The sequence below is a fragment of the Brevibacillus choshinensis genome, from assembly GCF_001420695.1.
Classification (GTDB): Bacteria; Bacillota; Bacilli; order Brevibacillales; family Brevibacillaceae; genus Brevibacillus; species Brevibacillus choshinensis.
The window spans coordinates 197,929-220,000 of the sequence record NZ_LJJB01000015.1; the positions used below are offsets into that span (position 1 = coordinate 197,929).

Below are 22,072 nucleotides of genomic sequence, written 5' to 3' on the forward strand. Positions count from 1 at the left end.
TTCACATGAGAAACCTATGAAGGAGAAATGGAATGTGATAAAACCTCTTATCGGTTGCACCACTTACTTTGTCAGTGCCTTTGAGGAAAACAAGCACAGGTTTGCCGTTGCCCAGGACCACTTCACCTCAGCGATTGACGATCCTCTCAGCATCCAACAAGCTGGTGGTATCCCTATGCCCATCCCGCTTATCGATGATGAAGGTTATATCGATTCGGTCTTGGACAGGCTCGATGGCCTCATGCTCATCGGGGGCAGTGATGTGAGCCCGAGATACTATGGACAACCGTACAAAAAAGGGCTGGGACATATGGATCCGGTCAGGGACAATTTCGAGATGAAGCTGCTCGATAAAGCCGTTCGAAAAAACATGCCCATCTTTGGGATTTGTCGAGGCTTGCAGCTGATCAATGTCTATTTCGGCGGAACCCTGATACAAGATCTCGAGCGTTACCATCCTACTGAGATCAACCATGCAGGGTATATGGCACCCAAATGGAGTACAGCCCACAACGTAAAGCTCCTAAAAGATCAAGCTCTCTATACATGCTTCGGCAAAGAAGAGTTGGCTGTGAACAGTTTCCATCATCAGGTGATAGACAAGCTTGGAGACGGTCTGGAAGTAGCGGCAGTGGCAGAGGATGGAATCATCGAGGCGATCGTGCACCCTTCGTACCCTTTTCTTCTCGCCGTACAATGGCATCCTGAAATGATGTTTCAAATTGATCAGGAACAACTGAAGCTCTTTGAAATGTTTGTAGATTTTATAAATAATCGAAAAACCCAATCACAACAGCTCTGTGACTATGTGAATAGCTAACATAAAAAAAGCGATGCCCCTAAATATAGGGCATCGCTTTTTTTGACAATTAACGAGTCAGAGCCGGTTCCTTTTCCAGCATCGTTCCTTCTTGCGCAAAACGTACATGCCAAGAGAATGCTTTTTCCAACACATGTGGTGTATGACCCCCACGTGTGAGTGCTTCCTCGTAGTAGGCACGCAGTTGATCACGGTACATTGGATGCGCACAATTATCGATGATTTTCAGCGCACGTTCGCGAGGGGCCAGGCCACGCAGGTCTGCCAGTCCTTGCTCGGTGACGATGATGTCCACATCATGCTCGGTATGATCCACATGGGAAGCGAACGGAACAATGCTGGAGACGCTGCCGCCCTTCGCGATGGACTTGGTAACGAAAATACCCAGACGCGCATTGCGGGCAAAATCGCCAGATCCACCAATACCGTTCATCATTTTCGTACCGGATACGTTGGTGGAGTTTACGTTTCCGTATATGTCTGCTTCGATCGCGGTATTGATGGAGATCAGACCCAGGCGACGGATGATTTCCGGATGGTTGGTGATCTCCTGAGGACGAAGCATCAGCTTGTCACGATATTTCGAAAAGTTTTCCGCCACATGTTTCATCTTCTCATCCGTCAGCGTGATGGAACAGCCAGAGGCAAAAGCGATTTTCCCTGCATCCAGCAAGTCAAACACCGCATCCTGAAGCACTTCCGAATATACGGTCAGATCGGTAAACTCCGAGTCCAAAAAGCCGTTGAACACCGCATTCGCTACAGACCCGATTCCGGATTGTAACGGTGCGAGGCTTTGTGGCAAACGCCCTACCTTGACTTCCTGACGCAAAAACTCGATCAGGTGCGCTGCGATTTGAGCCGTTTCCTCATCTGGTTGGACGATGGAGGAAGGTGAATCGGAAATATTGGTTACGACAATTCCTCTCACCTTTTCAGGGTCCACAGGAATACCCAATGTTCCAATCCGTTGATCGACCGAGACGAGTGGAATCGGTTCCCGTTCCCCTTGTTTGGCTGGCGTGTAAATATCATGAATGCCTTCGAGCTCGGCAGTCTGTGCCAGATTCAGCTCGATGATGACGTGCTTCGCTTGCTCCACGAAAATATTGGAGTTGCCCACGGATGTAGATGGGATAAGCATCCCATCCTCTGTGATTGCAACCGCTTCCACAATCGCATAATCAATCGGGGCCAGAGCACCGCCACGAATCAGCTCAGCTGTATGAGACAAATGCTGGTCAACAAACATAATGCTGCCGTCATTGATTTTTTTGCGCATGGTCGAATCGGCTTGGAATGGTAGACGCTTGAGAACAATCCCAGCTTCCGCCATTACCGAATCCACATCTGCTCCCATAGAAGCACCCGTATATACGTTGACCCCGAAAGGTTTGTTTTCATTTTTCGCCCGTTCTGCCAAGGTTACTGGCACGACTTTGGAATCTCCCGCTCTCGTAAAGCCACTTAGCCCGATCGTCATGCCATTCTCGATCCAGCTGGCAGCTTCCTCAGCTGTCACGACTTTTTCAGCCATTCGTTTATCGCGTAAGCGCTCCCACATGATAGTGACCCCCCGAAATGTTGATGGTTCCTTTAGTTGTATCTACACTAGCATAGGACATCTGAGCGGGCACTCGATTTCACGCAAAGCAGAATAACCGGAGGGAAAGCCAGAAAATTAAGCCGCGAACGATTCTCAATTATACAGCGTCAAAAACCCAGCAATTGCCGAAACGAACTGGAGTACGTTTGACTTACCGGTACCCGTGTTTTTTGCTTGTCCTTCATTTCCAGCAAAAAAGTAGAGTGAAAGTGCGGATGAATGAATCCAATCGATTCCACGTTCACAAAGTAAGAACGATGACAACGGACAAACTGTCTTTGTGGTAGCATCCCTTCGAGCTCGGACATGGAAAACTTATTGGCATAAGAGGCACTGGCTGTATGCAAAAAGGTCTTTCCTTCATTGGAGCTGATGTACACAATGTCGTTCAGAGATAACGGCAACCAGCCATTTTCATCTTTTCCGATCAAAAAGGATACGCGAGGCTCCGGAGCAGCCATTGGCAAAGCTTGCGGAGCATAAATGGCCGTTATACACCCCATGACTTGTCCATGACTGACCAACGGAAGTGACAGTCCGTAGTAAGGCACGCCAAATACGCGACTTTCCACATAGTGGCCTACTTTTCCCATTTCTTGCAGCGCTTGATAGGTAGCAGATCCAATCGGTACCGCATCGCCTGGCGTGATTTTCAGATCAATGATAGCGCTAGGCTGATAGTACAGGTACTGCGAACCATCAGATATTGCGATGGACACACCATCTGGCACGACTTCACCGATCATTTGCAGCACTTCTGGCACCAACGTGTTATCCATTATGATTCCCCCTGCCCATCCTGACTTAGTCTTTCCTTATATTAAACCACATTTTTCGTGCCTTCGAGCGAACCTTGTCTTTCCATCTGGATTGACCCATTATGCTATCATGGAAGCAATTGCTTTATAAAAGGTGGTGCAGCATGGATCACACCATTGTTTTGATTGCCAAAGGCACGGATACCCTTGATTTTTTGCTAAAAGAACTAAAAGCGTACTTTGAGCCATACTGTCGCGTTGTCGGCTATGCCAGTCAACAGTACATCCCAGATCTGCGACAGGCTTCCCATGTTTTTCTTACGACCAAGTCACCCGAGCTATACACGATCGCTCGGCAGGCGGTGGCGGATGAAGTTCCCATTACGGTCCTGAACCGTTTCTTTGAGCTGCGAAAACTCAAAGCTCTGATGCAAATTCCGCCAGGCACGACGGTTCCCGTCATGAACAATTCGCCTGTCACGGCTCAAGAGGTCATTCAAAACTTGATGGAAGCAAACGTGGATCATCTCAACTACATTCCTTTTCATCCGGGCTGCTCGTTTGACGACCCGACCATTCAATATGCCGTCATCATGAGCATCCCGGATGTCCCTCCTCCTCCCCATCTGGAGCTGATTGACCTAGGATTCCGCAAGATCCACATTCATGATCTGATTGATATTGGGCGCAAGGTAGGAGTCCCGGTCGAATGGGAGCGTGAGTACCTTTCCGCTTTTATTGCCGAAATGTCCGAGCTCTCCAAGCTGTTAGGTACCTCGTATGCAGAGGTGCAAAAGCTGAACAGTCAGCTCCAGTCCACCTTTCAGGCCGTCCGCGATCCTGTAATCGCCTGCAATCAGCAAGGCCAGATCACATTTATCAACGACGTGGCCGTGGAAATGTTCTGCCCTCATGAGCCTGATGTCGTCGGACAGCCGTATGCCGTACTTGCAGAGCACAGCTTCCTCGAGCCGTTTTTTGAGCAGGAGGGTCAGGAAGATACGTTGGTCACTCTCGCACATAAGCAGTTTATCGTCAGCAGTCAAAGCATCCGCCGTCGCCATGAGCGTCTCGGTTTTGTCTGCACGCTAAAAGATGTGACCGAGATCCAGCGTCTGCGGACACAGCTCATACAACGAGGTCATACCGCTACTTACACTTTCGCGGATATCAAAGGAAAGAGCGAGCCCATCCAAAAGGCGATGGAAGTCAGTAAAAAGATGGCGAAAAACAATCAGACCATCCTTTTGCTCGGGGAAAACGGGACCGGAAAAGAGCTATTCGCTCATGCCATTCACCAGCATTCCTTACGTAAGAACGGTCCTTTTGTCGCGATCAACTGCGCATCCTTACCGGAAAACTTGCTCGAAAGTGAGCTCTTCGGCTACGAGGACGGAGCTTTTACGGGTGCGCGCAAAGGGGGCAAGCCGGGTCTGTTTGAGCAAGCGGATGGAGGGACGATCTTTCTCGACGAGATCGGAGACATTTCTTCAGCCATTCAAGTAAAGCTGCTGCGCGTTCTGCAGGAAAAACAAGTGATTCGCGTCGGTGGTACAGGCGTTCTTTCCGTGGATAGCCGCGTGATTGCCGCAACAAACCGTGACCTAGAGGCAGCCGTGGTGCAAGGACAATTTCGTGAAGACTTGTTTTACCGTCTGGCTGTTCTGCCTATCGAGATTCCATCGCTGCGTGAGAGGATCAGTGATATTCCCCTGCTGATCGAGGACCATCTGAACGGCCAAGGCATTCGTAAAACATGGTCTCCTGACGTCATGGAGCTGTTACTCAGCCATGACTGGCGCGGGAATATCCGCGAATTGAAAAATGTCGTGGATTATGCGACTGCCGTTTGTGAAAAGTCGGTGATCACCATCAACGATCTGCCAAAGCGTTTAACGGATCGCTTCACGGAAAAATCGATCGCTGCGTCTTCCGCTTTCCGTGCAACCGACGAGAGAGACGTGGATTTGTTATTGTGCTTGTACCAATACTATGTCACCAACAAACCGGTTGGGCGCTACCAGCTCGCTCATTCTCCCGCCCTTCGTTCCAACGGATGGACAGAAAGCGCTTTGCGCAACAAGCTCAAGCAACTGGAAGAGAGAGGTCTGGTACGATCGGGAACGACACGGCAAGGCACGACCATTACACTAGATGGCATCGACATGCTGCGAAGCCTCGCACGGATTTAAGCCTCTTACGTATTTTATTAGGCGTTATTAGGTGTGATTAATCCTAATAAATATTCCTAAAGAGCTCGAGCGATCTTGATTGATCACGACGCAAAACCGGAGATATCGCCTTTTTTCGAACTATGTCGAATCTTGGCACGCCCCTTGCTTATTCACTGAGTTGTAACAATTACAAGCGAGGTGACCTCATGGCTACACAACATCATTCTCCGGCTTCCGCGTCTGACAAAACGCCAGCCAAAAAACGTTTTTCCGTGCCTCATACCTACGCCATTCTTTTTATCATGATCGTATTGGCAGCCTTGGCATCCTATGTGCTACCTACAGGGGAATTTGAGCGCATCAAGGACGCTACCTCCGGCAAAACCATTGTCGTGAATGACAGCTACCATGCAGTCGAAAGCAGCCCTGTCGGATTCTTTGACATGTTCAAAGCAATTCCTGACGGGATGCAAAAAGGCGCCCAAATTATTTTTTACATTTTTATCGTCAGTGGAGTCTTTGGCATCATTCGTTCTACGGGTGCCATCGAATCAGGGATACACAAAGGAGTACGCCATCTAGAAGGTCGAGAAAAGCTGCTAATCCCTGCCTCCATGTTCCTCTTTTCCATCGGTGGATTCACCATGGGGATGGCAGAAGAAAGTATTATTTTCGTTCCAATCGGCATCGCGCTTGCTCGGGCTATGGGCTTTGACGCTGTCACCGGTACCGCGATGATCACCATGGGTGCTGCCAGCGGCTTCATGGGCGGCATGCTCAATCCATTTACAGTAGGGGTCGCCCAATCACTCGCGCAGCTCCCACTCTTTTCCGGACTGGCGTTCCGCGCCGTTATCTACGTCATCGTTCTTGGCTTTGCCATCTGGTATGTCATGCGCTATGCCTACAAGGTAAAGGCTGACCCGACCAAGAGTGTCATTTACGATTTAGAAAAGCAAGCGGTTTCAGAAAAGGTAGAAATGGATATTCCAGAGCTGAATACCCGCCACAAGCTGGTGTTTCTGGTCATGGTCATTGGTCTTGCCTGCAACGTATACGGTGTCTTTAAATACGAATGGTTCCTGACTGAGCTCACCGCTTCGTTCCTGATCATGGGTCTGGTCGCTGGTCTCGTTGGTGGGCTCTCCGTCAACAATTTGTTTGATTCGTTTGTGGCAGGCGCCAAGGCGGTTACCTTTGGTGCTTTGATCGTCGGCTTTGCCCGTGCTATTACGGTCGTACTCGAAGACGGTAAAACCATCGATACAATGATTTACGGTCTGACCTCCGCCATCGGTCATTTGCCTGACGCGATTAACGTCATTGCTATGTTCCTGATCCAGGCAGTTCTCAACCTATTCATTTCTTCTGGTAGCGGACAAGCTGCGACCACGATGCCGATCATGGTTCCGATTGCAGACCTGCTGGGCATCCAGCGTCAAGTAGCCGTTCTCGCTTTCCAATACGGCGATTCAGTTACCAACTCGATCATCCCGACTTCTTCTGCTTTGATGGGTTATTTGGCGGTAGCCGGTATCCCTTATGAAAAATGGGTCAAATTCATCTGGAAGCTACTGTTGGGTTGGGCGCTGATTGCCTGCATCGCGCTGATCACTGCCGTATTCCTGGGCATTACCTAAATCCATCATGTATTCCAGCTTTCCAGTTGGTCCAATATCATAGGGAGGAACCATGCGTACTACTATCGAACAATTACGGACTGCCATCTTTTCTCTATTCGATCACTTGCATCAGCATCCGGAAGTGAGTTGGCAGGAGGATCAGACTACCTCGTTTGTCGCTGATTTTTTGCGCAAGCACGGCTGCCAAGTCACCACCTTTGAGGATGTGACCGGGGTCGTGGGAGACTATGGCCATGCTACTCCCGACTCTATTACCGTAGGAGTGCGCGCCGATATGGACGCCTTGTGGCAAGAAGTAGACGGTGTCTTTCGCGCCAATCACTCCTGCGGTCACGATGCTCATATGACCATGGCGATGGGTGTTCTCATGGTTCTGCAAGCACAGAACATCCAGCTTCCTGGTCGATTACGTCTCATCTTTCAACCAGCCGAAGAGACCGGAAATGGCGCACTCACCCTCGTAAACAAACAAGTGGTGGACGAGATTGATTATTTGTACGGCGTTCATTTGCGCCCGATCCAGGAGATACCGAATGGAACGGCTGCTTCTGCCATTCTGCACGGTGCGGCAGGAACAATCTCCGGTCACATCCAGAGCAGTGATGCGCACGGAGCGCGTCCCCATCTTGGGGTCAATGCTATTGAGGTGGCCGCCGCGATTGTAGAACAGCTCAAAGGCATCCATCTGGACCCACTCATCCCGTATTCCGTGAAAATGACGCAGTTATCTGCTGGCGGGAAGAGCACCAACATCATTCCGGGGTCTGCCCACTTCCATCTGGATTTGCGGGCCCAGACGAACGAAGCCATCGATGCTCTGTTCAACAAGGTAGAACACATCCTGCAGCATATCGCCCAGTTGTACGAAGTACCTGTGCATTACGACATCACGGAGCGCGTGTATGCGGCTGAAGTAAACGAAGAAGCCCGACAGATCATGGCAAATGCAATCATGCAGACGCTGGGTCCAGATAAACTGGAAGCTCCGATTTCCACTCCTGGCGCTGAGGACTTTCATTATTACACCAAGGAACGTCCGCATTTACGTGCCACCATGCTCGGACTTGGCTGCGGTCTCACTCCCGGCTTGCATCACCCGCATATGACCTTTGATCGGGAAGCCTTACTCGATGGAATCGAGATTTTGACACGGACTGTAATGGCTACCTTTGAACGCTATCCTAATGTTGAGGAGAGATAATCATGAAAATCGAACGCGTTGACCTGCAACGTATCAAAATCCCGTTAACTGCCCCGTTTGTAACGAGCATGGGGCTCGAGACGCACAAAGAATGCGTACTCGTCCGTGCGTACAGCGGCCCGTACGTTGGCTTTGGAGAAAGCGTCGCGATGGATGTCCCTGTCTACAACGAGGAGGACGTCGATACGGTCTGGTACATGCTGGAGAAATATTTGATCCCGCAGCTTTTCACTCGCGAGATCGAACATCCCGACGATGTGTCTCACCTTTTTTCATGGATGCGCCGCAACAATATGGCTAAATCAGCGCTGGAAGGTGCCATCTGGGATCTGTATGCGAAGATGAACGGCATCTCCCTCTCTCAGGCATTGGGTGGCACACGCACGACGATCGATGTCGGCGTCAGTATCGGTATCGAGCCGACCATTGAAAAGCTTTTGGAACGAGTAGACGGCTTTATCCGCGATGGCTACAAGAAAATCAAAGTCAAAATCAAGCCCGGCGCTGATGTGGAGCCGATGCGTGCGATCCGCCAAAAGTTCGGTCCAGATGTTCCGCTTATGGCAGATGCCAACTCCGCGTACACGCTAAAAGACATCGACTTGCTCAAAGAGCTCGATGAATTTGGTCTCATTATGATCGAACAGCCTCTGGCCCACGACGATATTATCGACCATGCGACCTTGCAGCGAGAACTGAAAACGCCGATCTGCCTCGACGAAAGCATTCACACCGTCGAGGATGCGCGCAAAGCCATCGAGCTGGGAAGCTGCCGGATCATCAATATCAAAATTGGGCGCGTAGGCGGTCTGACCGAGGCGAAAAAGGTTCACGACCTGTGCCAGTCGCACAACGTCCCTGTCTGGTGTGGAGGCATGCAGGAGGTAGGAATCGGACGCGCTCACAACATCGCGATCGCATCACTTTCCAACTTCACCATACCTGGCGACACCTCTCCTTCTCACCGTTACTTTGCGGCGGATGTAGTCAGCCCGATGATCGACTTCGCTGCACCGGGTGTCCTGGACGTGCCGACCGCTCCAGGTATCGGGATGGTCATCAATGAAGATGTTGTCCGCGATGCCCTCGTGGAACATAAAAGCTATTTTGCCAACCGCGAGTCGACGACGACTGTCATTCCGAACTGGTAAGGTGTATAGGAAAAGGGAGATCCATAGCGGTCTGCAGGCGCAGCATCTGATGTATTTGCTAAGCTATCGAACCCGTAGAAAAGGCAGCCGGTTGTTAATGGCTGCCTTTATGTTTGGAATGTTAAGCTATCGATACTTGTTAGTCATTGTGAACGAGGCGGCCTGGCCCGGAGCTATGCTCCGGGTTTTCTTGTGAAGGAATTACAGAAAAAGAAGAGAATTTATCTGAATGTTAAAAAAATAAGGAAATATTAAGGGGTTGGTATCATGAAACGAACTGATAATAATTGGTTAACCTTTGTGCTGTCTTTCATCCTGCTTGTCGGCTTGCTCGTTTCCGGCACTGCTGCCATGTCTGCGGAACCAAAGAAAGGTCCGGAAGTGTATGGGCAAGTTGAATCCCGACTCGATGCGATTATGAAAAATGGCTACATCCGTGTAGGGACGACGGGAGATTACAAACCTTTTTCATACTTAAATCCGACAACAGGCGAGTATGAAGGACACGATATCGATTTGGCGAAAAAACTGGCGGACGATCTGGGTGTCAAAGTGGTCTTTGTCAAGACGACATGGCCAACACTGATGGATGATCTGCTGGCCGACAAGTATGACATTGCCATGGGAGGCATCACTCGTACCCTTGAGCGCGCAAAAAAAGCTCAGCTCTCCCATCCGTATATCAATTTTGGAAAATCTCCACTGATTCGAATGGCTGACAAGGACAAATATAAAAGCTTGGCAGATATCGACCAGCCAAACGTGAAAATTGGAGTCAATCCAGGAGGTACAAACGAAAAATTTGTCAGAGCAAACTTGAAAAACGCGCAGATTATCGTATTCGAGAAGAATCTGGAGATTCCCGGAAAAGTGGCCTCTGGAGAAGTTGATGTAATGATCACCGACAGTATCGAAGCGAAATCGTATGCGAAAGAGGACCAACGGCTCTACGCCCCGCTGACCGACCAGACGTTTACAAAGAGCCAAATGGGATTTTTAATGCCTCGCGGGGACTTTGTCTTCGGCAATTGGGTCAATGTGTGGATGGAAGAAATGACCCTCAAAGGGGATTTGGAGAAAATAACGAATAAGTGGATGGATTAACAAGGAAAAGTAAAAAAACCTCTATCGTGGCTTGTTCATAGGGGGACGACCGCGCTAAGCGGAAAGTTATTCATGCTGAATCAGGCGGATTGTCCAAGAAATTTTATACTTTCTGATTCAGTTAAGTAAAACGAGGGAAATACACCCACTCCTTTTTCCTCGGCCAGCTTTGGCTTTCCTACTTACCTTTTCTTGGTAGCTTTCCAAGAAGTTTTTTGAGAAAAACCCTACATGGGACAATGCCTAAGAAGAACGAAAGCTTCGTTCTGCGTATTCAATCGACCCGTGACACGTCGAACAGACATATTTGACGACTCGTTCTTCTCTTGATTTACCCATGTCCTTCGAAGCGCGACGATTGGGAAACTAAGCTTTTTTCCCCTAGAACCTCTTAATACCTGGTGGCAGAAACCACAACAGCTCGCAGGAGAAGCAGGTTTCCAGGCGGAGCGACTCCGGAACCCTACTTAGCGGAACAACGAATTCACGGGAACCAGAAGCGGTACCTCTGTGTTCGCTTCGGAGCGGCTTCTCCTTTACCGCTTCCCCGTGAATCGTTGTGGAGCGGACAGTCTAATCTCCTTTGCAGGGTGTAGGCTGGAGCGCAGATCGGAAACCTGCTTCTCCTAACCTCCGCTATGTTGGTACCACCATAACTTTTAGAAAGTCCTTTTGATCGAAAAAAAAGAAATAGGAGCTTAACCTTGCCCAAAACTTATACTTTCTGATAGTAAAACATAGGAAATCCCCCTTTTCCCATAGGGGGATTTTTCACGATTTAATTTGGACAGACGAGTGTTTCTGTCTACGAGTGACCAGTCACAAATCAACTGTTTTTCAAATACTCCAGGATGTCATCATACAGACCGCTTTGATTGCTGTACGTGGCATAGTTTCTTCCTGACTTAATCCATGAGCGTCAAAAGCTTACATACGTCCCGCTCCGCTTTTTCCCGCTCCTCTTTTGGAAGGCGCTTCAGCAAATCCAGCGCTGCGTAAGGCACTTTGAGTGCATGAGGGTCTTTGTACGTCTTAGCCCAATAGTCAGGAGATGTAATGCGATCAAACGCCGGCTCCTTTACTTCATCCGCTAAAACAAAGTCGGGCATTTGGCGATCAAGGTAGAGCTGTACGCGATGATTGACCATGCCTTTGGCTGTCAACTCCCCGTACCCGAAACGCTCCAGATCGGTTAAAGCCTGCGCATGCGTAATACTGTGGTCGACCTCTCCGGAAAAATGGTAGATGACCCCCTCGATGACACGCCCTTGAACGACCGGGGGCAATTCGCCAAACGTCCTTTCCGCCATTTCCAACGTCGTATGGTACGCTGGTATGTCACGGATATCTGCTGCCGTCACTTCAAAGTAATCAGCAATCCCCCAATATCGATCCTTCCTGTCTTCTGTTGTCTTTTTCAATAGAGTGACCAGCCCTTCTACCACTGTCGGACGGATCAGATCAGGACGCTCGCGCAGCGCTTTCAAAGCGAGTACACCAAGCGCCAGTCCATGACCCGAAGTGCGCAGCTGCTTCACGTTTTCCTCCAAGCCCGCCAAAACCTTTTGCAAAAGCGCAGGATCTGCCTCCTCATTATCCTCCAAAGGCAAGAACCAATCTGGCTTTAGCTCGCGGTACGACTCACAAGTCCGTTCGATCCCATCGATCACATGTTCAGGCAAATCATGCTCGCGCGTCATGTAATAGCCAGCCAACAACGCCGCTCCGTAATGCCCTCCGAACCATCCCGATGATGCCGCACGTGCCATCCCCACTACCCCAAGCTCCAAATAAGAATCCACCAACCGATGCATTTGCCATTCCTCCTTTTTCCATGTGCTATGCATCCATAATATAACAAACATTTTTATTTGTTAAGTATAAAAATAAGAAAAATAAAAAAGCTCCGTTTATTTCGGAGCTTACACAATAGGACTGCTACGCAACCCAATAACGCAATAGCATGATCGTGACCATGCCAGCCACTACCGTCCCCAATAAGCTGCGCGTCTTGATTGCTACCAGGAATGTCGGGATGGCAGCCAACAATTCTACGTTCGTTGCCAAGGGAGCCCATTTTCCTTCGTGCAAAAACAGCTCCTGCCCGACCAACGCAGCCATTACGGAGATCGGGACATGACTCAACCAGCGTACTCCCCATTCTGGTAGGGCCATTCGGCTAAGCAGCATCAGGGGCAGCACTCTTGGGAGGAATGTCACGACAGCTGTACCTAGTATAATCAACATGACGTCCCATCTTACTTCCATTTTTCTATCACCATCCCTATCGTTGAGGCAATCACAGTCGCCGCGATGACCCCGACATTTCCGCCAAGGACGAGTGAGGCTCCTACAGCAATCACGACTGCGCTGATCCCTACTACCACATCCAGCCGCCATTTCTTTCGGCTAACCATGGAGAGTACCAGCAACCCAATAAACATGGCAGGCAACGCAAAGTCCAGACCGAACTTCTCCGGATCCACAATCCACTGTCCAAAATACGCCCCAGCAATGTTCGCGAGAATCCAATTGAGGTAAGCCGTAATATTCAAACCGTGCATCCATCTTTCACTAATGCGCTTGCGCTTCGCCGCTTCGTTGATGGCGACACCGAATGTCTCATCTGTCAGTAACGATCCGATCAGCATGTTTCGTACAGGCGTCAGATGCCGAAAGTAAGGCGATAAAGCCGCACTGAGCAGGATATGTCTCAGGTTGACGAAGAAAATCGTGATGATGATCGCAGATGCCGATCCATTTGCAGCCATCATGCCAGCCGCAATGAATTGGGCAGAGCCCGCATATAAACAAATCGACATCAGCGCGATTTCAGCCACGCTGAGGCCCGCTGTCTTTTCCACGACCCCTGCAGCCAATCCAATGCTCAAATACCCCAATAATGTCGGAATGCAGTCCTTTACTCCCTGGAGAAAGGTATCTTCTCTCTCGATTGCCGCATCTGCCTTCAGACGTATGTCTTGCTCCCTCACTTTATCTCTTCCTCCTATCCCTTGAATCGTTTGCCCGTTACCACATGAAAAAGATCCGCTTTATTTCTCCAAAGGGCTTCCACTTTCTCAGGGCCTAGCTCTTTGGTCACTTCCGCAAACATAATGTCGTGCCTGATATATTCAATCGCCACCAATACCAGAGCAGGATCCTGTGTTTTCACAGCCCACGTACTCGTGCCAGGACCAAAGTTTGCGATCAGCACTTCTTCCTGATCACGAGCCACAATCGTCAGTCGGCCGCCCATGCGCTCCTGAGCTACTTCCGGAGACATGTAATCGTGATGAAAGGTGATTCCTATTTGTGTTTTTTCCTCGCCGAAAAGGACAGAAAAAACATCGATCCCTTCTTTGATGCGAGCATCGATTCCATTTTGAATAAAAGGTACCTGGGGTTCCCAGATGGACAACCAGAGCTCTGATCTTGCTTTCCCGATCATCTCCACCATTTCAGCAATCACGAGCTCATCCCCGTCAATTCGTCGGATGACATCGACTTCGCGCTCACTTTCTAGCGCTGAGAGCTCTTGCTCCAGATAATCAAACGATTGTTCAAACTGCTTGCGTTGCCGGGAAATTAGCTCTTTGGCCGGCAACGGCGCATATGTCACAGGTTCGGACGGTACCGTATAAACGGCCCCCTTATCGACTAGCTTCCCGACTACCTCATAAATCATCGAACGCGGCACTCCCGATCTCTTGCTGATTTCATAACCCGTGATCGGATGATTCTTTAGAAGTCCTATATATGCTTTGCACTCGTATTGAGAAAAACCCAGCTTCTGCAGCTCTCTATAGATTTCTTCCATAGCCGCCCCTTTAGTAGTTAGTATTATACTCACTATAATATCTACCCTTTGAAGATGTCAATCTGAATAGAAAAAGACAGAGGATCACGCCCTCTGTCTTCTACCCGTTTATCCATATCTATTTAGGTCAGTTTAAAATCGACCTCGTCCGTCGCTGCCAAGTAATCAACGGTCAATCCTTGTCCGTTCATGTACCACAGCTCATCCTTCTCCATATAAAAAGTGATGCCATCCACCACGGTAGAGATCCCTATTTCATTTGGCTGTTCCTTGGCAATTCCCATGGAAAAGGAGTCCTGCACGGTGCTCACTCCGCCATAGCGGACAAAGAAACGAATACTGTCTCCCGGAACGCAGCCCCACTCTTGACGAAACCAATCGACTGCAGCAGAAGTCACTGTCAGATTCATCTATTCCACACTCCTTCATTAGAAAGCTCTCTTAGATAGTATTCCTCTCTTCTGTAGTTTACCTTACTTTCTAAATATGTACAGTAAAAAAGTATACTAATATACCCACAAAAAAACCGATCTCCTCTTCATGGAAATCGGCTCTTTGTTTTGCTGCTCTATTGCTTTAATGGCAGGTTGAGTAAAAAACTCGTCCCCACTCCTTCTTCACTGCTCACCTGGATCTTGCCATGATGTGCATCCACGATCCATTTGGCGATGGACAATCCCAAGCCTGTCCCTTCTGTTTGCCTTGACCTCATCTTGTCTACGCGGAAGAAGCGATCGAACAAAAAGGGAATGTCCTCTTTGGGAATGCCGATCCCGGTGTCCCTGATCATGACCGCCACTCGTTGTCCCTCGCGCTTGCATGATACAAAGATCTTGCCGCCTTCATTTGTGTATTTCAACGCATTGTCCAGCAGGATGACCAACAGCTGGTGTAGACGTTCTTCATCACCGATGATTTCCAGCGGCTGCTCAATGTTTGTCTCCAGGCTGACTTCCTTGACGATTGCCATCTGTGAAAACACCTGGGTGCATTTGAGTACCAGCTCGTCTAGCCGAAGCCTTTGATTCATGATTTGGAGTTCATTCGAATCGCTGCGTGCCAGTGTCAGCAAATCGGACACCAGCTTGCTCAGACGGCGCGCCTCCTGCATCCCGATCATGATTTTTTCGCTCTCCCGTTCAATCGTATGATCGGGATAGCGAAACAAGCGCTCGAGATTCACTAGAATAGCTGTCAGAGGCGTACGCAGCTCATGGGACGCATCCGCAATGAATTGCTGCTGTTTTTCCCAGGAGACCTGGATCGGGACGAGTGCCCTTCTGGCGAGAAAGAGGCCTGCCACCACCGCAATGACGATACTGACGGCATCCCCAATCGCTACAACATACAGTAAGCTGCTCAGCATGTTCTGCTCAGGCGCCAAATTGTATACGACTTGATATTGCATGGCGATCTGGATATGATCACCGATGACCACCTTTTTCGGCATAGTGACGGTCTGCACCCGATAGACTTGACCGTCAATCGACATGGTATCGATCCCATCCGGCTTGTTGATATGCCGGAACTTGGACAAATCCTCCGGCTCCAGTCGGTCTCCAAATACCGTACCAATGACTTGCCCGAGTCCATCCCAGGCGATCAGGGCATATCTGCGGTCCAGTTCGTTAAATTTCTTGCGCTCACTGCGGTTGTATGGAAAAGGGTCCTCATTGATCCGCTGAAGACGTGGCAGAGGATCAATCGTCAATCGCTGCGCTACTTTTGTCAGCTCACGGTCCACTTGGGAATACAGTCGATACTTCATGGTAAAGTAAACCGCGCTACCCAGACCGTTCAGCAGTAAGAATACGACGATGACGTTCAAGGTCACCAGGCGAATCCGGGTTTTTTGAAACATTATCGCTCTTCCCTTTTCAAAATGTAGCCCACGTTGCGGATCGTGCGGATAAAGCTCTCATAGGGACCCAGTTTCTTCCTCAAATAGTGAACGTACAGATCGACTACCCCGTAATTGGCGTCTGAATCGATCCCCCACACCCGATCAAAAATTTGTTGGCGGGTCAGGATCTGTTCTCGGTTTTGCAGAAAGTATTTGAGCAGCTCGTATTCCTTTGTGGTCAGCTTCATAGGTTCGTCGTCGATGAAGCCGTCGTATTCATTTACTTTCAGAGAGAGAGGGCCGTATGACATCTCCCCCTCTGTTCCTGTCTTTCCGTTACGGCGTAATAGGGCTCGTGCTCGGGCTGTCAGCTCTTCTGCAGCAAATGGTTTGACCAAGTAGTCGTCCGCACCGGCATCCAAGCCTTCCACGCGTGACTTCACACTGTCCTTTGCCGTCAAAAACAACACGGGCGTCGTAATTCCTTTGGCGCGAAGTGTTTTGACCAGTGTCAGTCCATCCATGCCTGGCATCATGATATCGAGCACCAGTAAGTCGTAGATTCCCCGTTGCGCCAGCAAAAGTCCGTCGTCTCCACGCTCAGCAATGTCCACTTGATAGCCTTCATCCGTCAAGACTCCAGCGATCGTCTGAAGCAGAGCTTGTTCATCCTCCACTGCAAGAATCAGCATACGTATCCCTCTTTCATCTGAAAAAGCCGCTAGGAAAAGCTTCTTTATCGTGTAAAAATGAATAAGCCTCGATAGAGGTTTTTATTTTTCGATGCCTACCGTTTTTGGCTTACGAAATGGCAATGTGATGCGTACCACTTTTTTCAATCGGATCGTGATATCATCCAGCATAGCATAAACGACTGGAATCACAACGAGCGTCAGCATGGTCGAAAAGAGCAATCCACCAATAACCACAGTCGCCATAGGTGCTTGGCTTTCTGCACCTTCACCCAAGCCCAAGGCTAATGGCAGCAACGCCAATACGGTACAAAATGTCGTCATTAAAATCGGACGTAGACGTACTGGACCTGCGGTGAGCAGAGCCTCCGTACGATCCATACCTTCTCTTCGCAAAATATTGGTAAAGTCGATCAGTACGATCGCATTACGCACAACCAGTCCAGCCAACAGGATGAGTCCAATAAAGGCAGGAACACTGACTGGCCTTCCCGTTACCCAGAGGCTAAATGTCGCCCCAAAGATGGACAAAGGAACGGACAGCATGATCGAGAGCGGATACACCATCGACTCAAATTGTGCTGCCAGGATGATGTAGACGAGTACAATCGCCAGTCCAAAGGCAATCAGCATACTCTTGGTCGATTCATCCATTTGCTGATTTTGCCCTTGCTTTTCAATGGTATACCCCGGCGGTATCGGATAGGTCGCCAGGACTTGATCAATCGCGGTTGTGACGGTACCCAGGTCTTGACCAGGAGCCGTCGATGCCGTGACGTTGACTACTCGAGTCTGATTGTAGCGTTGGATCGCTTGTGGGCCATTTGCCATCACGACATCGGCTACATCCTTGATCTGAATCAGCTCACCTTTTGGTGTCGTCAACAACAGATTCCCGATTTCCTGCATGCTGCTCACTTGCCCATCACTAAGGCTGAGCGTAACGTCCACTTCCGTCCCTGCTGTTTCGTATTTGGTCGCTACTTGATCCTTCAATGCCGTCTGAATCGTGCTGGAAATGAGGCTTTGTGTTACGCCCAAATCAGCCGCACGTACACGATCCAGTTTGACCTGAATTTCCGGGCGGGACTCCTCGAGGTTGTTGTCCGCTTCACGGACACCTTGAACCTCGCCAATTGCTGCTGTCAGGCTTTCCGCTACTTCCTTCAATGTATCTTCATCATTTCCGCGAATCGCGTAGGAAATCGGTGCAGATCCACCGAATTGTCCGCCGCCACCACCCATACCTGGCAATGTCGCGCCACCGGCTTCACTTACCCGAAGCCTTGCTCCCGGGAAGCGGTTCAGCTTTTGCCTGATCTCGTCAGTAACTTCTGCCGTTGTACGATGGCGCTCTGACTTGTCAGAAAGAATCAACAAGAACGATCCGGCTGAAGTGGAGGCAGAGTTGCCGCGCGTCGCATTGGTGGAACCCAACGCTGTAAAGATGGTCTTCACTTCTGGAATCGTAGCCAAAATGGCCTCTGCCTGCGTGACTGCTTCTTTCGTTTTTTCCAGCTCGGTCCCGTTCGGCATGGAAATGGAAACGTTGATTTGGCCCTGGTCGGATGTCGGCATAAACTCAGAACCAATAAACGGAATCAGACCTACACCTGCTACCAGCGAGGCTAGTCCAATCGCCAGGACCGATTTGCGGTGATGCAGGGACCAGTTGAGAATGCGTCTGTAAAAAGCCAAACCTCGCGAGTCATTTCGCTTCTCTGCGTGCTCGGCGGCTTTCAACGCTGCTTTTTTGTGTGACATCGTCCATTTGGAAGTCAGCATCGGTGTAACCGTCAACGAAACGATCAGCGATGCGAGCAGGGAGAAGGATACCGTGACGCCCAAGTCCCTGAACAGCTGAGCCGTGACACCTTCCACGAATACAATCGGGAAGAAAACAGCGACTGTCGTCAAGGTAGCGGCAATAACCGGCATCGCCACTTCCTTTGTCCCTTTGACTGCCGACTCTTTAATGGACAAACCTGTCTCGCGATGACGGTGGATATTCTCCAATACGACAATCGCGTCATCGACGATCATCCCGATCCCCAGCGTCAGTCCACCCAAGCTCATGATGTTAATCGACATGTCGGCGAAGAACATGAGCGTAAACGTGGAAATGACAGAGATCGGTATCGCCGTCGCGATAATGACCGTGTTGCTCGCGCTCTTCAGGAAGAGCAGAATGATCAGAATCGCGAGCGCCCCACCAATGAGGGTGTCATGCACGAGTGTATCGATCGACGCTCGAATGAACGAGGACTGATCGGAGAGTGCCATGACGGACATCGACTGCGGCATACTTGCCCTTTGTCTGTCCAGCTCCGCATACAGATCATCGACGACAGCAACCGTGTTGGTACCGGACTGCTTCATGATCGACATCGTGACAGTTGTCTGGTTGTTCATGGTGTTCTCAATCGATACTTCTTTAAAGCCATCCTGGATGAGTGCCAAATCTTCGAGGAAAATCCGGCTTCCGTCCTTCATAGGAATAGAAACCTTGCGAATGTCATCCACCGACTTGAATTTTCCCAAGGAACGGACGGTGTAAGATACGCCGCCTTCCGTGATATTTCCCCCGGACGAGTCGAGGTTCTGACTCTTCAACTGCTGACTGATATCCGAGAGCGAAATACCGTACTGTTCTAGCTTGCTCTGGTCGACCACGATCTTGATTTCCCTGTCCAAACCACCGGAAACGGATACAGATGCGACACCATTGATCCGTTCGAGCGATGGTGCCATCTGGTCTTGTACAAAGCTTTTCAATTGGTCGGCTCCCATGTCTGCCGAAACAGCCAACGTCAGCACCGCTGTGCTATTCGGGTCCATACGAGCAACGGTTGGGGAATCTACATCATCCGGAAGGGAGCGCTTCGCACGCTCGACCTTTTGGGTAACCTCCGTAACCGCCTTATCTAGGTCGGTACCGTAGGAAAACTCAACAATGACCATCGAGGAGCCTTCCCTGGACGTGGACGTCACTGACTTGATACCAGCTACTGAGGAGACGGCTTGCTCCACCGGCTTCGTGACGAGATTCTCCATCTCTTCGGGACCTACCCCCGAATAGCTGGTAATGACCGCAATGGTCGGTATTTCAATCTTTGGATACAGGTCGATAGGAATCCGGCTCAATGACATGATTCCCAAAATAATCACGATGAGGACTCCCATCATTACTGTGACGGGACGACGAATGGCGCGTTCCGATATATGCATGGGGCTCACCTATCCTTTTGGGGCTGCCGAAGGCTCGGGGTTCCCTGTACTGTTTGGTTGTCCTGCTGGATTGGATTGGCCACCTGGGGTGGCTTGTCCGCCTTTACTACCTTGGCCACCCTGGCCGCCTTGCCAACCGGCGCCATTGCCTTGTCCGTGATTTCCAGACTTTTTGCCCGCTGCATTTTTTGCCTGATTCGGATCAATTACGGCTACCGTGGCATTGGCAGTCAACGTATTTTGCCCTTGCACAACGACAGACTCCCCACCTTGCAATCCGGTTAGAATCTCGATCTTCGTTCCATCAGATTCACCCGTAGTGACAGTCACTTGCTTTGCCTTATCACCTTCGACTACGAAAACGTACGAGCTCTGCGCCTTCGTGATGACAGCTTCGCGTGGCACGATGATCACTTTATGCGGATTTCCTTTGACTTCTACAGAGGCAACCATACCTGCTTTTACGCGCAGATCCGTATTCGCAACCTCGATTTCGATAGGATACGATTTGCTTGTATCTGCCATCGGACTCACGGACGTAATTTTTCCATTCACAGTCATATTCGCCGATGGAATCTTTACCGAGACGCTTTGTCCCGGCTCAAATTGGCCGACCTGACCTTCACTCGCCTTGGCTGTTACTTTCATCGTAGAAATGTTAATGACTTGAGCGATGACTGCGTTGTTTGATACATTTTCCCCTACGGTGGCTGTGAGTGCGCCGATGACACCATCAATAGGGGACTTGATCGTCAGGTTTGATACGTTCAATTGAGACAGCGCATAATCTGCTTCAGACTGCTTCAAAGTCGCGGTAGCTGAATCCAGGGACGCCTGTGTCGGCCCCTTTTTCTCTTGTTGTGCCTTTTGCTTTTGGTTCTCCAAGTTCGTCTGAGCAGAAGCCAAAGCCAAGCGAGCTTTCTCCACTTCTGCTGTAGAAATAGCTCCTTCATTAAATAATTTTTGCGCACGATCTAAATCTACTTTTGCTGCGTTCGCCTTATTTTGGAGATCAGCTAAGGAGTTGGCAGTCTGAGCCAGTACCTCTGCCTCTGTTCCCTCGGTCGCTTCCGTATATCTTGCCTTGGCTGACATCATGGAGGCTTGGGCCTTTTGCATTTGGATTCGCAGCTCTTCGCCGTCCAAGACTACCAGAGGTTGTCCACTCTTTACTTGGTCACCTACTTTTACGAGCAGCTGCTGCACGCGTCCAGTTGCCTTCGAAGGTACCTCCACCTGTTGGATCGCTTCCAGTCGTCCCGAGAGCGACATTTGTACCGCAAATTCCTCTTGCACTGCTTTTTTCACTTCAACAGGTACAGCTCTGGCAGCCTGGCTATTTCTCCTGTTCGAATTTTCAGGATTACTTGAGCACCCACTCACCACAGCCAGAACCAATAGGCCCATGGTGATGTTACGAATCGTTCGATTCACCTTGCTCTCCTCCGTTTCGTCCGCCATCTGGCTTGGGCCAAAAGACAGGCATATGTATAGATAATTTCATTAGAGCATGGATTTTTTTGAATAAGATTTGAAAAAACAAAAGATACCGTTTTCCCCCCGGATATTAGAAAACTTGGCTTTGCCAAGCCTTTGGGCAGGCGAAGGCTTAGTACCCAAAGGGCACAAGTCTCGCTTTCTTTCTTCGTTCGAAGTCTCGCTATGTTGCGCTTATACTATCATCCTTGGAATTTTTATATTTTCCGATGGTAAAACAAAAAAAGCTGTATTCTCCATTACTTTTTCAAGTAATCGAGAATACAGCTTTTCCATTTTCGCGCCTTCAAAACTGGATCTGCATGTTTGCTAAGAGTGTGGATAAGTCCTCGACCGATTAGTATTCGTCAGCTCCACGTGTTGCCACGCTTCCACACCGAACCTATCAACCTCATCGTCTATGAGGGGTCTTACCAGCTTGTGCTGTGGGAAGTCTCATCTTGGAGGGGGCTTCACGCTTAGATGCTTTCAGCGCTTATCCCGTCCGCACATAGCTACCCAGCTGTGCCACTGGCGTGACAACTGGTGCACCAGC

Annotated in this window: 17 protein-coding genes and 1 rRNA gene (1 of these 18 cut by a window edge); 6 read left to right on the forward strand and 12 right to left on the reverse strand. The window is 49.7% G+C overall.

Annotated elements, in window-relative coordinates; translation table 11 throughout:
• Positions 1-34: 34 nt before the first annotated feature.
• Entirely contained in the window at positions 35-820 is a 786-nt protein-coding gene (locus tag AN963_RS29365; RefSeq protein ID WP_055748098.1) for a gamma-glutamyl-gamma-aminobutyrate hydrolase family protein, read from the forward strand.
• Between the two features lie 49 nt (positions 821-869).
• Here AN963_RS29365 and AN963_RS29370 read toward each other — a convergent pair whose 3' ends face one another.
• The gene (locus tag AN963_RS29370; protein ID WP_055748099.1) at positions 870-2,384 is read right to left on the reverse strand and encodes an acetyl-CoA hydrolase/transferase family protein; all 1,515 of its coding nucleotides are present in this window, start codon (positions 2,382-2,384) and stop codon (positions 870-872) included.
• 149 nt (positions 2,385-2,533) lie between these two features.
• Complete coding sequence (locus AN963_RS29375) at positions 2,534-3,205, reverse strand: LytTR family DNA-binding domain-containing protein (protein WP_055748100.1); 672 nt, start codon at positions 3,203-3,205, stop codon at positions 2,534-2,536.
• A gap of 143 nt (positions 3,206-3,348) precedes the next feature.
• Here AN963_RS29375 and AN963_RS29380 point away from each other — a divergent pair, with 143 nt between their 5' ends.
• The 5 genes from AN963_RS29380 to AN963_RS29400 all read left to right on the forward strand — a co-directional run bounded on the left by AN963_RS29380 (position 3,349) and on the right by AN963_RS29400 (position 10,457).
• Entirely contained in the window at positions 3,349-5,376 is a 2,028-nt protein-coding gene (locus tag AN963_RS29380) for a sigma-54 interaction domain-containing protein (RefSeq protein WP_055748101.1), read from the forward strand.
• 188 nt (positions 5,377-5,564) lie between these two features.
• Entirely contained in the window at positions 5,565-6,998 is a 1,434-nt protein-coding gene (locus AN963_RS29385) for a YfcC family protein (protein ID WP_055748102.1), read from the forward strand.
• Between the two features lie 52 nt (positions 6,999-7,050).
• Complete coding sequence (locus tag AN963_RS29390; RefSeq protein ID WP_055748103.1) at positions 7,051-8,202, forward strand: M20 peptidase aminoacylase family protein; 1,152 nt, start codon at positions 7,051-7,053, stop codon at positions 8,200-8,202.
• 2 nt (positions 8,203-8,204) lie between these two features.
• The gene (menC, locus tag AN963_RS29395) at positions 8,205-9,353 is read left to right on the forward strand and encodes an o-succinylbenzoate synthase (protein ID WP_055748104.1); all 1,149 of its coding nucleotides are present in this window, start codon (positions 8,205-8,207) and stop codon (positions 9,351-9,353) included.
• A 267-nt stretch (positions 9,354-9,620) separates the two neighbouring features.
• Positions 9,621-10,457, forward strand: a complete 837-nt coding sequence (locus AN963_RS29400) for a transporter substrate-binding domain-containing protein (RefSeq protein ID WP_055748105.1) — start codon at positions 9,621-9,623, stop codon at positions 10,455-10,457.
• 905 nt (positions 10,458-11,362) lie between these two features.
• On the opposite strand, the gene AN963_RS29405 is transcribed toward AN963_RS29400, so the two are convergent.
• The 10 genes from AN963_RS29405 to AN963_RS29450 form a co-directional block, all read right to left on the reverse strand.
• Positions 11,363-12,271: a hypothetical protein gene (locus AN963_RS29405; protein ID WP_055748106.1), complete on the reverse strand. Its 909-nt coding sequence runs from the start codon at positions 12,269-12,271 to the stop codon at positions 11,363-11,365.
• A 124-nt stretch (positions 12,272-12,395) separates the two neighbouring features.
• The gene (locus tag AN963_RS29410) at positions 12,396-12,725 is read right to left on the reverse strand and encodes an AzlD domain-containing protein (RefSeq protein WP_055748107.1); all 330 of its coding nucleotides are present in this window, start codon (positions 12,723-12,725) and stop codon (positions 12,396-12,398) included.
• On the reverse strand, positions 12,716-13,450 hold the full coding sequence (locus AN963_RS29415; RefSeq protein WP_055748108.1) for an AzlC family ABC transporter permease: 735 nt from the start codon (positions 13,448-13,450) through the stop codon (positions 12,716-12,718). The genes AN963_RS29410 and AN963_RS29415 overlap by 10 nt, the downstream gene beginning before the upstream one ends.
• Positions 13,451-13,464: 14 nt before the next feature.
• On the reverse strand, positions 13,465-14,277 hold the full coding sequence (locus AN963_RS29420; protein WP_055748109.1) for a TrmB family transcriptional regulator: 813 nt from the start codon (positions 14,275-14,277) through the stop codon (positions 13,465-13,467).
• A gap of 122 nt (positions 14,278-14,399) precedes the next feature.
• On the reverse strand, positions 14,400-14,687 hold the full coding sequence (locus AN963_RS29425; protein ID WP_055748110.1) for a HesB/YadR/YfhF family protein: 288 nt from the start codon (positions 14,685-14,687) through the stop codon (positions 14,400-14,402).
• A 158-nt stretch (positions 14,688-14,845) separates the two neighbouring features.
• Positions 14,846-16,138 (reverse strand): sensor histidine kinase, encoded by a 1,293-nt coding sequence (locus AN963_RS29430; protein ID WP_055748111.1) that lies wholly within the window; start codon positions 16,136-16,138, stop codon positions 14,846-14,848.
• A complete protein-coding gene (locus tag AN963_RS29435) occupies positions 16,138-16,812 on the reverse strand; it encodes a response regulator transcription factor (protein ID WP_055748112.1) in 675 nt (224 codons plus the stop codon). The genes AN963_RS29430 and AN963_RS29435 overlap by 1 nt, the downstream gene beginning before the upstream one ends.
• 81 nt (positions 16,813-16,893) lie before the next feature.
• Positions 16,894-20,040, reverse strand: a complete 3,147-nt coding sequence (locus AN963_RS29440; protein WP_055748113.1) for an efflux RND transporter permease subunit — start codon at positions 20,038-20,040, stop codon at positions 16,894-16,896.
• Between the two features lie 9 nt (positions 20,041-20,049).
• Positions 20,050-21,474: an efflux RND transporter periplasmic adaptor subunit gene (locus AN963_RS29445; protein ID WP_055748114.1), complete on the reverse strand. Its 1,425-nt coding sequence runs from the start codon at positions 21,472-21,474 to the stop codon at positions 20,050-20,052.
• Positions 21,475-21,854: 380 nt separating this feature from the next.
• Positions 21,855-22,072, reverse strand: a 23S ribosomal RNA gene (locus tag AN963_RS29450) (it continues 2,710 nt past the right edge of the window).